We start from the raw sequence: 13,617 nt of genomic DNA on the forward strand, positions 1-13,617 counted from the left end.
CCTCTCGGTACTACCTGGCTAAAATGGTCAGCAGATATTCTGCTGGCCATTTTTCTTATAGGCCACGGTCTCGTCCAGCACCACCGGGCCGCCGAGCAAGACATTGGTCCAGCCCTTCATGGACCGCATGGCGCTGGCCACGGAAGAGGGCATGCAGCTCTTCTTGGTCAGCAACAAGGGCGCATCATTGTAAGAAGCGATCACGGCACCGGTGAGCCCGTCCCGGAAATCGTCGGCCGTGGCCACAAACTGACGCTGCGAGCCCTTAGGCCAGAAGGTCTTGGCAATCAGCGCACTCGTGTCATAGCGCGTAGCACCTTCGTAGCGAATCACCTTCGCGTTGGGAACCGCATTGCGTACCTGGCGTTCGGCCTTCGCGGAGATGGCGAGCGGGCCGCCGGCCAGATACACGCGCGTTGGCTTCAGGCGCTTGAGTTCGCGAATGGTTGCCGCCGGAACCGAGGCTTTCTTGGTCAGCAGCATCGGGGCCTCGCGTCCGGAGGCCACGGCTGCCAGCGACATCGCGTCTTCGAATCGCTCGCCGGTGGCCAGGAACACCTGGTTGGAGCTCTTCCAATTCTTGGAAATCAAGGCGCTGGTGTCGTAGAGGTCGTTGCCCCAAATTCGGGTCACCGGGCCGTAGGCTTTAATCTTCTTGACGGTACTCTCGCTGATGGCAATCGGACCGCCCAAGACGACGATGTTCTTTGGCTTCAACCGCTTCAGTTCGGCGGCCACGGAAGAGGGCAAGGAATTCTTCTGCGTCAAGAGCAGCGGCGCATTTTTCAACGAGGCAAGGGGCGAACCGGCGAGGGCGTCGGGGAAGCGTTCGCCGGAGGTGATCACCACGGTGGATGCCGAGGACGGGAAGGTGCGCTTGGAAATCGCCACCGGGGTATCGAACCAGCGGTGCCCGTAGAGCCGTACGGGCTCCAGCCGGGTAGGCCACACATCCGCATTGCCAAGATATGAGGTCACCATCCGGTAAGGGGTGCTGCGCGTGTTCTTGGCGAAGTCACGCAGCGAGGTGAGGTCCCCGTTCCACACATTGGCATCCACATTTTTCGCGCTGCCAATGAGGTTCGAATTCGATGAATACTGCCACACGTTGAAGGTCTTCCATCCTTCGGGAAGCTCACGTGGGTTCTTGGGAACGTTTGCGGTGGGGAAGACTGAAACATGCAGCGGCCAGGACTTGAAGGCCTCGGAATCGCCGGTGCACCTATCCCACCAGGACTGGGCGGTGTAGATCATCGGCAGGCGTCCGGTGCTCGCCTTGATGGTACTGCCAAAGCTCTTGATCCAGTTCACCGTCTGGGCTGGGGTCATGCCGTAGCAGACATCGCCCTTGCCCTGCGGGTAGGCCGTGGCCGAGTATGGGTTCCATTCGATGTCCAGCAGCGGAGGCATGGTCTTGCCATCGGCTGACCATCCGCCACCATTGGCCAGGAACTCCTTTGCTTGCGCGGCACCCGAAGAGTGGGCCGGCATGGCGAAGTGGTAGGCGCCGCGGATGACTCCTGCGTTGCGCGAAGCGGCGTAGTTCGCATTGAACCTTGGATCTTTGAAGAGGGTGGAAGGCCATGACTGGGTGGCCTTGATGTAGCCGAAGCGCGCACCATTCTTATAGGCCTGCGTCCAGTCGACGGTCCCTTGGTGGTGGGAGACGTCGATTCCCAATGGACCAGGCGGGCGCCAGGTGCGAAGTTCTTCGAGCGACCCCGGCACCGCGAGGTCCAGCTCTTCCTGCTGCCCGGTTTCGTCGGCGACCTCTTGCGCTAGGTCGGCGAGCTCTGCCAGCGTCGGAGCGGTTGGATCCCCGGACTCATCGATACGCTTCTGGCCTTGGCCCATCCTCGCGTCGATGAAATCTTCGCCGAGGGCATCCAGAGCCAGGTCGGCCAGCGAAATACGTTCCTCCGCCGAAAGATCGGTGCGCTTGGCTAGCCCGTCTTCAATGGCCTTGGCTGCAGACCCGGCAAGGCTAGGGGCGCTTGCTGGCGCCGAAGGTTCGGGGCTCGCCGGCTCTGCGGAGCCGCTCGGTGATGGCGTGGGGGAGGGCGAAGCGCTAGGGGCGGTTTCTCCCGTAGGTTGAGCCACGGCTGGTGCTGTGGCGGCCAGCGGCAAAACTAATGCCGCCCCCAGGGATAGCGCAAGCAGGCGTGTGCCTGCCCGACGGTGTTCAGGCATAAAATCTCCTGTAGGGAATGCGAGTGTGTCAGCGGTGATTCCCCACAGTCTATAAAACCGACAAACGAAAGTCGCCCTGTTCCGCGTGCGGGTCCGGGAGACTTCAGTTATTTGCCTTGGTTTGCGTTCTCCGCGTCAACGGCAACCGGGCGAATGGTTTTGGGGACCAGCAACCACGCGACCACGCCGACGAGGCAAGCGGCCCCCGAGGCGCTCAAGGCCACCTGGTAGCTGATGGCGTCCGCCATGGCCCCGGCGATCAGCGGGCCGATAATGGCCCCGAGATCCGTAAACATCTGGAATCCGGCCAGCGCCTTGCCGCCGTTGCGCCCCGAGCCAATGACATCTGCCACGGCCGCCTGCTGGGCTGGGCCCAAGATGCCGCCGCCAAAACCAGCCAACACCGAGAGGATGATGAACCCGGCCAGCGAGGTGAAGTATCCCATGGCCACAATGGAACCGAGCAGCACCGTCATGCCCACCAGGATCGGGATCTTTCGTCCGATTCGATCCGTGAGCTTGCCCGAGAAGGTCAGCGCGATTCCATTGCCGACGGCAAAGATGGCTAGCGAGACGCCGGCGACCTTCGGACCGAGGTCCTCGCCGAAGACCGCCAGGGCGAAGAGCGGAATCATGCTGGTGCGAATGCCAAAAGCCATCCATCCATAGCTGAAGCCCGAGGCCAGGGCCGCCCGGTAAGCCGGTGAACTCAAGGCTTCGCGGGTGGTGACCACCTCCACCGCCGAGGCGGCGCCGTTCTTTGCCGGATCCTTATCCAGGTCACGCCGGCGGCCCAGCGCAAAATAGACGACGGCCGCGGCGATCACCAGAGCCGTGCCGTAGATGACAAAGGGGATGCGCATGCCAAAGGGGGCCAAGAGGCTGCCCAGCACCGGGCCGATCACGTTGCCGAGCAGGAAGGAACCGGCATACATGCCGGAGATCCGGCCGCGCGATTCATTCGGTGCCAGACGGGCGATGAGCGCCATGGCCGAGATGGTGAACATGGTGGAGCCAAAGCCGCCGAGCCCACGCGCGATCAACAGCTGCGTGTAGTCCTGGACTACCGCGCACAGCAGCGTGGAGACCGCAACCAGCAGCACGCCGGTGACATAGATGCGTGGTTCGCCCAGCTTGCCCACCAGCACGCCCGCGACCGGGGCGAAAATCAGCCGGGTAAACGCAAAGATGCTGACGATCACGCTGGCGGCGGCTGCGCCGACATCAAAGCTCACCGCATACTGCGGCAAGATCGGTGCAATGAGCCCAAAGCCCAGAGCAATGATGAAGGCTGCGACCAAGAGGATCCCGATTTCACGGGGGATTGGCGGACGTGGCTTAGTCGAACGTAGACGTGGCATGGTGACCGGTTCCAAACTGTCATCGCGACAGCGTGGCGAGACCTTTCTTGAGGACAATGAAAACTGCTGGCGGTAAGGCCACAGCAAGTCTATGCCGTCTTGGCGAAGCGGCGTCCAACTGGTGACCGAAGACTCGTGCGGGCCCTAAGCGCATCGGCTTGGCAAGACTGTGAGAGAATTTCACTCGTGACCGATCAGCTATTATTTACCATTATCATTGTCGCGGTCATCGCCGTGGTGGCCATTGGTGTCATCGCGTTCGTGGCCAAGGGGCGCAAGCCCAAGACTCCGTACACTTCCGAGCGCGACGCAGACGATACGCCAACCAGCGCGTCCTCAGCCGAGCCAGGCGATACCCCGGCAGAGGGGCAGAGCCCAGCTGGCGCAGTACTGACCGAAGAACCTCCCGTTGAGCCGGCGGCTCCCGCCGCCCCGGCACTGGATGTTCCGGAGCCGGTGCAGGGACGTCTGGCGCGCTTGCGCGCTCGCCTGACCAAGTCGAACAACATGTTCTCCAAGGGCCTGCTGGCCCTGCTCAGCCAGGACTCGATTGATGAGGACGTCTGGGAAGAGATTGAAGAGACCCTGTTGCTGGCGGATCTCGGCACCGAACCAGCCCTCGAACTCGTGGACGCCCTGCGCGAGCGAGTGAAGGTTGAAGGCAGCCGCGACCCGCAGCGGGTGAAGGCAATGCTCCGTGAAGAGCTGCTCAAGCTGGTGGACCCCTCTCTGGACCGCAGCTACCTGCCTGCCCCGCATCCGGACCGTCCAAGCATCATCATGGTGGTTGGCGTCAACGGTGTCGGCAAGACGACCACCATCGGCAAGCTCGCCCGCGTGCTGGTTGCCGAGGACAAGGACGTTTTGCTCGGAGCGGCGGATACCTTCCGTGCCGCAGCCGCAGAGCAGCTGGCTACCTGGGGTGACCGGGTGGGCGTGCCTACCGTGCGTTCGGAGATCGACGGGGCGGATCCGGCATCCGTAGCCTTCGAAGCGGTCTCGGCCGGCATCGACCAGGAAGTCGACATCGTCATGATCGACACCGCCGGGCGCCTGCAGAACAAGGTTGGCCTGATGGACGAACTTGGCAAGATCAAGCGCGTGGTCGAAAAGAAGGCAACCATCGATGAGGTGCTGCTCGTCCTGGACGCCACTACCGGTCAGAACGGCTTGGCCCAGGCCAAGGTGTTCTCCGAGGTCGTCAACGTCAACGGCATCGTGCTGACCAAGCTTGACGGCACCGCCAAGGGTGGCATCGTCGTGGCCATCCAGCGTCAGCTCGGTGTTCCGGTGAAGCTCGTGGGTCTGGGTGAGGGCCCGGATGATCTGGCGCCCTTTGATCCAGAAGCATTCGTGGACGCATTGCTCGAAGACTAATCTTCGAACGTCGGCAAAAGGCACCTGGCCCTGTACTTCGGTACAGCGCCAGGTGCCTTTTGCATTAACCGGCTTTGGCCTCTTCAATAAGAACTTAAAGCTATAAGTGTTGTACTAACGCCCGCAGAGGCCTATCATCGAAGGCCACAGGTCCGGTGCGACCTCAGCTGGCGCAGCCGGATAACTTGGACTCCCGCAATGGCGCGGGGATCAGAGGGACATTTCATGGCATCTGAACATCTCAAACCCCGCAACGCGCTGACGGTGTGGGTGACATTGTGCGCCATGCTGGCCTTCGGGTTGACCGCACCGGCTGCCGCCGCTCCAACGAATTCTGGGCCCGAAGCACAGAACATTCGCGTAGCGACCGGTGCCTTTGACCCCGAAAATGCGCCACCATCCAAATACATTAAACGAGTCACCGAGACACGAACCACGGTCAACCTGAACCTGCGCTCCCAGCCGACCACTAATTCCACCTCCTACGGGGTGATGAGCAAGGGAACGGTCGTCACGCTGACCGGCACTACGGACGGTACGTGGAGCCAGTTGAAGTGGGGATCCATGACCGGATGGGCCGCCAGCCAATATCTGGAAACACGCACCTATACCAAGGACGAATCGGTGCGGTACATGACCTCATTCACCCAGATCTTCGCGGAAACAAATTACAACCGTGCGATTGGCGGGGTTAATTTCCGCACCCAGGTCAGCCTGCTCAACGTCAGCGGTTCGTGGTCCCAAATCAAAACGGCCTACTACTACGGCTGGGTGCCATCATCCAAGGTCACCAAGGTGCGCCCCGCCAAAGCGTACCGCTACGTCTACAAGAGCGGCCCCGTTTACTCCCACCAGGACAAGAGCAACTCGAAGGTCGTCGGTCGCATCCACCACTCCGAAAAATACGAGTATCGGCGCTGGGACTCCGCAAACCGGCGCGATGAAATCCTGGTCGGCGGCAAATGGGTTTGGAGTTCGGTGACCGACAGGCCGTATGTCTCACCGCAGTACCGCTACGCACAGGAAAATGGAAGCACCTACAACAAAGCCGATAAGTCCAGCGACACCAAAGTCGGAGCCATCTCGCGCGGCACCAAGGTGCGTTGGGGCGCGTGGAGCTCGGCTAACCGCCGGGACGAGATCCTGCACAACGGACGCTGGGTCTGGACCGGGGTCACCAACCGCATGAAGCCTCCCGGCTATATCCCGGATACCGTTTCCGTTTCACCTTACGGACGTTTTGGCTCCAAGAATGCTCCCTTGCGCAAGACCCCGCGTAGCGACCCGTATGACAGCATCCTGACTACCCTGAAAAAGGGGGATAAGGTCACGATCACCGGCAAGGCCGAAGGCGGTTGGGTCAGGGTGAACTACGGCAGCCGCACCGGCTACGTCAAAGAATCCTATGACCTCCGCCAGGATGGACCGTACTCGATTGCCGTGTACGGCACGCTGCGTACCGGGCAGTCGGCCTACAACCTGATGGCGGGATTCCAGCAGAAGGTGATGGATCAGCGCTTTGCGCGTTCTTCGCTGTATCAACTGTGGAACGCCAACTGGACGTTCCTGACCAACGGCAGTGGAACGGTGGTCAACGAACAGTTCCAATACTCCGACTCGCGCGGGCCAGAGATGCTGCGGAAGCTGGACATCTACGAGAGCCAACTGAAGTACAACGGCAAGCCGATGTATACCAGGCAGCGGGTCGGCATGACAGACGGGTCGCAGTCCTGGACCTATAAGACCACGAGCGAATCCGAGAAGGTCGTGAAGAACTCGGGCCGGTATATTTCCTCCGGCGATTTCCTCAAGCGCTCCTAGCCAGGATCATCACCCTGCCGCCCGCTGGCGGCTCAAGCGGAAAGGCCGCACCATGAACTCGAACAAACGGGCTATCGGGCTCACCGCCGGTGCATTGCTTGCCGCCGGCGCGGTCACCGGCGCGGTGCTCGTGGCCAACTCCAACGACGACCTGCCGGCGCAGGCCAGCGATACCGCCGAACACCGGATTGCCGATGTCGCGGTTACCGATCCGCAGACCGGGGAGAAGGTCTATGTGGATTCCGAATCACAGGTGGTCAAGAAACTCGGCGAGGCTGGAAAGCTCACCGTCGAGGGCGAGCAAGCTCCGTCGTTTGAAATCACCGTCACGAAGGTGCAGGCCTTGGACAGCTGCCAACTTCGCGGGTTCGGCCAACAGCTCGAACCTGAAAACGGCACCTTCCTGCTGCTCGACATCAGCGCAACCCTGGATGCCGCGGCGGCAGCCGCGGTGGATGCGGACATTGCCTTGATGCCACTGGACGCGTCGGTCTTCGGGGTATCGCAGGGAGAGAACGAGAACATCACCTATGACCTGGACACCATTGCATCCTATTCTTGTCAGGTGCCCAACGCCTTGGATATCGCGGTCGGAGCCGGGGATACGGTCACCGGGCAGCTGATGCTCGATTCGCCGTTTAGCTCGGGCCAGGTGATCTACGATCCGGAGAAAACCGGCGGTTGGACCTGGAGCTTCTAGTCAGCAACGGATGCCGGTGGCGCCAAGCGTGCTCGCGCACCGCCGATTCCCTGTGCCTGCCAATACCGAAGTTTCCTGAGCGTTGGGTCACAATGCGATCGATGCATATGGGCACCAATCGCCTTGAATGCACCGGTGGGCAGGGCGGTTTATATATAGATGCAGGCCAAGCAACCTCAGCGCCAAGCTAAGATGAGGTAACTGTTCAGTCTTTGTTCAGCTTAGATCGATAGACATGAAAAGCAGGCCTCGAGTATTCGAGGCCGTTTCTACGTTGGCAAGCCGTGCATGCCCCGCCTTGCCTTGTGAACCTATCCCCGGACAAAGGATCCCGCCGCACGTGAGCCTGCAGCAAACCAAGACTGTCGCGTCCGCGCCACAATCCACACCGGCGGTTTTCCGTGGGGATATCCAAGGACTGCGTGCTATCGCGGTGGGAATCGTGGTGCTTTACCACTTCTGGCCCACCGCCCTGCCCGGCGGATTTGTCGGGGTCGACGTCTTCTTTGTGATCTCCGGATTCTTGATCACCACCCACTTGATCAAACGTCCACCACAGAACATCAAGGATGTGGCGCAATTCTGGATGCGCCGCGTCAAGCGCCTGCTTCCCGCCTCATTTCTGGTGATCCTCAGCGCCCTGCTCGGAGTTTGGCTGCTGGCGCCGATCACCCTCTGGCAGGACTGGGGATTCCAAGCCATCGCGGCCACCTTCTATTTCCAGAACTGGTATCTGGCGACCTCCAAGGTCGACTACCTCGCCGAGGCGGATTCGCCAAGCCCCTTCCAACACTTCTGGTCCCTCTCGGGCGAAGAGCAGTTCTATCTGGTGTGGCCGATTCTCATTGGCGCGCTGATCATGGCAGCCGTGCGCTTCGGCTGGAACCGGCGCAACGTAGCCTTAGCCGGCGTGGGGCTGATCTTCGCCTTGTCGCTGGGGTATTCCATGTACGCTACGGCCACCGATGCGGGCACCGCCTACTTCTCGACCTTCACCCGTGCCTGGGAATTTGCCGCCGGCGCGTTGGTCGCTGCATTGGGCAAGCGCGCCTACGCCGCAAAAAACAATGTGCTGAGTATGCTGGCCACCTGGGTGGGGCTAGCGGCCATCGTGTTCAGTGCGCTGAGCTTCGACGGCGAGATGCCATTCCCCGGATACATTGCACTCCTTCCCGTCCTTGGCACCGCTTTGCTGCTGCTGGCTCATTCGACACACAAGTGGTCTCCGAACAAGTTGCTGGCAAACCGCTTCATGGGGTTCTTTGGCGATAATTCCTACGCCATCTACCTGTGGCACTGGCCGATACTGATCCTTGCCCCCTACGTGGTGGCGGACTTTGGAATCGCGGCCCAGCTCGGAGCGCTGGCTCTGACCTTGGTGCTGTCGGTACTCACGCAGAAGCTCGTGGAGGTCCGCTTCCGCAAGTTCATTGAGGTATCGAAGCATTTCAGCGCCCCGCGCTTCTTGCTTGCGGGCTCCGCGACCTTGGCCTTGGCCGCCGGCGCGTTCTATTCGATGAGCGGCGCCATCATGGAGGAGTCCAAGGACATCTCCGCGTCCGTCAAGCGGGTTAGCGCCCAAGTCGGTGTCGATTGCTTTGCGTCCAACGGGCTGACGGATGATTGTGTGGCGAAAAAGGGCATTCCGGACAGATATCAGCAATTGGCTCCGGCCCCCATTATGGCCAAGGAGGACAAGCCCGATATCTACAAGGACGACTGCTTTGCCGGCCAAGGGGACAACTACGCCGAGCGTCCCGTGTGCAGCTTTGGTGAAGGGAAAATTAAGATTGCTCTCGTCGGCAACTCGCATGCCGGACAGTGGGTCCCCGCAGTGAAGTCCATTGCAGAAAAACGCGGTTGGGCGCTAGACACCTACCTGATCAGCCGCTGCGCCGTGATGGGCGAGCCGCAGGACTATGACGAGCAAGCCTCCATCGATGGCTGCACCGAGTACGCCGGGTGGGTCACCGGCGAGATCGAGAAAGAGGACTACGACCTGGTCATCTCATCGAGCCGGCAGTCGCTGCCGGTGCTCGGGCAAGATCTGGCAGGGTCCGCAGAGCCAGCGAAAAAAGCATTCGAAAAGACCCTGCGCGAGTGGGAAGGCACCGGAGCGCAGGTCGCGGTCATCCGCGATACCCCATTCCCCGGAAGCACCGTGGACAACCTGCCCGATTGCGTGGCCGAAAATGAGCAGCGCCTGGGCGAATGCAGCGGCGCGGCCGAAGAGTGGATTCCCATGGATCCACAGGTTGACGCGGTGAATTCCCTGGACGATCCGAATATTGTGGCGCTGAGCATGAATGACAAATTCTGCCGGGATGAGACATGCCACGGCGTTATCGGCGGGGTGATCGCCTTCTGGGATCACTCGCATCTGTCGCAGACCATGGCCGCGCATCTGGCCACACCACTGGATGCCCGATTGAAAGCGGCACTGGACAACGACAAGCTGTTCGCCTCGAACAAAGAGTAAAACCAATCCAAGGCCTTGCCGGTACGGCTCGGCGGCAAGCATCCGAACATGGCTGTGGGTCGCATTTCCTAGGAAGAAACGCGACCCACAGCTATATCTTTGGCGTAATTCCACACCAGCAGGTGAATCAACCACGTTGTGTGACTGGCCTCGTAGCAGTTTGACCAGATATCCCGCTTGCAAGGATGAACAAATTACAAACAGTCGACAAAAGACTTGTGGGACGCCGCCGTTCTATCTATGATCAGAATCGTGGCGGTACTCTCTATTTAATCGCTACCAATAAATGGGTTACTTGGTGGTTATGGGTGGAGAGTTTTTCTGATGCGCAAACAACCTAAATTCAGTCAACGTGTTGTGGCAATCGTTGGCTTTCTCGCGTTGGCGGCACCGTTGTCACTGACGCCTTCGGCGCATGCCGTCGAGCCGGTCATGTCCGTACGGATTCAAAGCGCGGGGCATGAAGCCGAACACGCTCCACCGTCGAAATACCTGAAAAAAGTCACCGAGACCAGCACCACGGTGAATCTGAAGCTGCGTAAAAGTCCAGCAACGAATTCCGATTCCTTGGGCGTCATGTCCAAGGGGACCGTCGTTAAACTCACCGGCAAAGAACAAGGCAACTGGAGCCAGCTCAAATGGGGTTCAAAGACGGGTTGGTCTGCGACGCAGTATCTAAAAACTCGTACCTATACCAAGGACGAATCCAAACGTTTTATGCGCAGTTACGCGTCGATCTACTCCACCGCGCAATTGACTCGACGTGTCGGGTCGGTCAATCTGCGCACTCAGGTGCAACTCCTGGAGATTCAAGGCTCCGCAGCGCATATCAAGACCAGCTATTACCACGGCTGGGTCAAAACCAGTCAGCTGAGTAGCAAAGCGCCGGCTAGGGCCTACCGCTTCGTACAGCGAAGTGGCGCCACGTATTCGCACTACGATCCGAAGCAATCGAAAGTAGTCGGGCGCGTCCATGTCGGCGAAAAATACGAGGTGCGCCGTTGGGTGGCCAGCAGCCGACGCAACGAAATCCTCGTCAACGGCAAATGGGTTTGGACGGACGTGACCGATCGCAAGGCTGTGACCGTCCAGTATCGCTATGCGCAAAGCACAGGCACGGTCTACACCTCAAGCGGCAAAGCCACCGGCACCATTCGACGCGGGACAAAGGTCCGCTTCGGAGCATGGGACTCCAAAGCCCGCAGGGACGAAATTAAACTTAATGGCAGATGGGCGTGGACCGCGGTCACCAACCGCAAAGCGCCACAGACCCAATATCGATATGCGCAGAAGAATGGCAATCTCTACGATCGCGCGGATAAATCGACAGACAGAAAAATAGGCACCATCACACGCGGTACCAAGGTCCAATGGGCGACTTGGAACTCTAAAAACCGACGCGACGAAGTGAAAGTCAACGGAAAATGGGTCTGGACTGACGTGACTGACCGGAAAAAACCCGCAGGCTTGCTTCCACCGGTCAAAAACGTTTCCGACTATGCACGCTTCACCACCAAATCTCTGAACTTGGCCAAAGATCCAAGCTCAAAGGCAAAATCGGTGGGCAGCGTCAAGAAGGGCATGAAGGTCACCGTCACTCACAAAGCTGACGGCGGTTGGGTCAAGATCAAGGTTGGCTCGAGCGCGGGATTCATCAAGGAAAAGGGCAACCTGCGACTGCACGGGCCATACTCGGTGGCGGTCTACGGGACGCTGCGCACGGGGCAATCTGCTTACAACGTCATGGGTGGTTTCCAACAGAAGGCGATGAATCAGAGGATCTCCAAGTCATCGCTCTACCAACTCTGGAATCGCAACTGGACATTCTTGACCAACGGTCCCAAGACGGTAGTGACCGAACAGTTCCAGTATTCCGATAGCAAGGGACCAGGAATGCTCAGGAAACTAGACATCTATGAAAGTCAGCTGCGCTACCAAGGTAAACCCATGTACACGCGTCAGAAGGTTCGACTGAGTGATGGTTCTCAGTCCTGGACTTACAAGACGACAGCCTTCTCGGAGAAGGTTGTCAAAAATTCTGGTCGATACATCTCCTCAGGCGACTTCTTAAAGCGCTCCTAGGCAAGGAACCCCACATGAAAAGGCCCAATCAGGAAGTACTTGAGCGCAATCGTCCCCGACGGACGAAGCCACTCATTTTGGCAGCCGCGGGTGTGCTGGCACTGGGTGCCGCTGGCTTGGTGCTTGGCAACACTTTCCAAGCGCAGGCCGAAAGTACTTCCGCTGATACTCAAAAGCACCTCGCTGATGTAGCCAAGACGGACGCCGCAACGGGTGAAAAAGTATTCGTTGATGCTCAAGCCCAGGTGATCAAGAAACTTGGGGAACCAGGCAAGCTAACCGTTGATGGCGCCACGAAGCCGTCCTTTGAAATCACCGTGCACAGTGTCGAGGTCCTTGAATCCTGCACACTTCGCGGCTTCGGGGAGGAAATCAAACCTGAAAATGGAAACTTCTTGTTAGTTGATGTCAGTGCCAATTTGGCAACCTCGGCAGCCAAAGTGGTGGATGAGGAAATCGCCTTGATGCCAATGGACGCTTCGGTCTTTGGCGTCTCAGCAGGCCAGAACAAGGAAGTGACGTACCAGCTGGATACGGTGGCGTCTTACTCCTGCGAGGTTGAAAACGCCCTGGACATTGCGGTAGGGGCGGGAGGCTCGATTCGTGGAGAGATCATGCTGGACTCGCCGTATGATTCAGGGCAAGTAGTCTACGACCCTGAAAAGACCGGTGGCTGGACTTGGGATTACTCGGGATGATATTCCTGAGTTCACTTTCGAACGCCGGCGAAGAATTCATTAATATAGTCGCTGATTGCATCTGAATTCACGTTGGCTCGGGCATGTGCGTAGTCGACGTGAGGCGCAATTGTGCGTTTAGATATCTGCGGGAAATGCAACCTGACTTTACCGAAAATATGATGCTTTAACTGGATGAATCTGGACATTTATTACTGTTCAAATCCCTCGCCAATTGGGCTCAATTCCATTCTTTCGAGAGCCCTTCGGCAGTACATCGACTCGTATCTGATAGTCAACGTTTTTTGGGGAGTCGAATTCTTTTGTTTATATAATCCTAATTTAACTCTGCAGTTTTGGAGAGAGTCGCATTTCATGAATAAGTTATAATTTGGAATTTCGTTGAAACGTTGAATATTTACGCAGGAGTTAGTTGGTGCGCATCAACCTTTAGTGACCGTTTCACATTTATTTTGATAAATATCAGATAATTCCGCGAAGTCTATTTACTTAAAGTGAATTTTCGATGATAGTTAAGCCAACTCGGGAGTGGGATCCCAAGCGGGGCAATAAATTGGGGGAACACGCCAGGGGCTCGTTGGTCCAATGGCGATTAGCGCTGGACCATTTCTTTGGGGAGAAATAAGATGCCACGCAAGAGAGGTGCGCCCGGATCTCCGGGCGCCAAAATCGGCGCACTGGCTGTAGCCGTGACGATGGTTGTTTCTGGGGCGATGACAGGTGTCCCTGCAGCAGTTGCAGCACCGCCGGCAGGCCAGGATTTCAACGTCTCACAAGGAGACCTCGAATTCATCATCAAACAAATCGAGATTTCTGAGGCTCATGCTGAAGATACGCTTGCGAATGCGAGTTCGTCTCCGTTATGCAAATCGACTGCCACGTTTGATATTCCTACGCAAACTCACTTTG

8 protein-coding genes are annotated in these 13,617 nt (G+C 58.5%); 6 read left to right on the forward strand and 2 right to left on the reverse strand.

The window, feature by feature from the left end; translation table 11 throughout:
- Positions 1 to 27: 27 nt before the first annotated feature.
- Both CQ017_RS16380 and CQ017_RS16385 read right to left on the reverse strand, forming a co-directional pair.
- A complete protein-coding gene (locus CQ017_RS16380) occupies positions 28 to 2,190 on the reverse strand; it encodes a cell wall-binding repeat-containing protein (RefSeq protein ID WP_105554596.1) in 2,163 nt (720 codons plus the stop codon).
- A 107-nt stretch (positions 2,191 to 2,297) separates the two neighbouring features.
- Entirely contained in the window at positions 2,298 to 3,551 is a 1,254-nt protein-coding gene (locus CQ017_RS16385) for an MFS transporter (protein WP_181150578.1), read from the reverse strand.
- A 186-nt stretch (positions 3,552 to 3,737) separates the two neighbouring features.
- Between CQ017_RS16385 and ftsY the strand changes: the two genes are divergently transcribed.
- The 6 genes from ftsY to CQ017_RS16415 all read left to right on the forward strand — a co-directional run bounded on the left by ftsY (position 3,738) and on the right by CQ017_RS16415 (position 12,708).
- Positions 3,738 to 4,928 carry a signal recognition particle-docking protein FtsY gene (ftsY, locus tag CQ017_RS16390; RefSeq protein WP_105554597.1) on the forward strand — a complete coding sequence of 397 codons (1,191 nt, stop codon included), beginning with the start codon at positions 3,738 to 3,740 and terminating at the stop codon, positions 4,926 to 4,928.
- A 225-nt stretch (positions 4,929 to 5,153) separates the two neighbouring features.
- Positions 5,154 to 6,749, forward strand: coding sequence for an SH3 domain-containing protein (locus CQ017_RS16395; RefSeq protein ID WP_181150579.1), 1,596 nt, complete (start codon positions 5,154 to 5,156; stop codon positions 6,747 to 6,749).
- Positions 6,750 to 6,801: 52 nt separating this feature from the next.
- Positions 6,802 to 7,449, forward strand: a complete 648-nt coding sequence (locus CQ017_RS16400) for a hypothetical protein (protein WP_105554599.1) — start codon at positions 6,802 to 6,804, stop codon at positions 7,447 to 7,449.
- Positions 7,450 to 7,789: 340 nt separating this feature from the next.
- Entirely contained in the window at positions 7,790 to 9,928 is a 2,139-nt protein-coding gene (locus CQ017_RS16405) for an acyltransferase family protein (protein WP_181150580.1), read from the forward strand.
- Positions 9,929 to 10,252: 324 nt separating this feature from the next.
- Complete coding sequence (locus CQ017_RS16410) at positions 10,253 to 12,010, forward strand: SH3 domain-containing protein (RefSeq protein WP_105554601.1); 1,758 nt, start codon at positions 10,253 to 10,255, stop codon at positions 12,008 to 12,010.
- Positions 12,011 to 12,024: 14 nt separating this feature from the next.
- A complete protein-coding gene (locus tag CQ017_RS16415) occupies positions 12,025 to 12,708 on the forward strand; it encodes a hypothetical protein (RefSeq protein ID WP_105554602.1) in 684 nt (227 codons plus the stop codon).
- The last annotated feature ends 909 nt before the right edge of the window (positions 12,709 to 13,617 follow it).

The sequence above is a fragment of the Arthrobacter sp. MYb224 genome, assembly GCF_002975455.1.
GTDB lineage: Bacteria > Actinomycetota > Actinomycetes > Actinomycetales > Micrococcaceae > Glutamicibacter.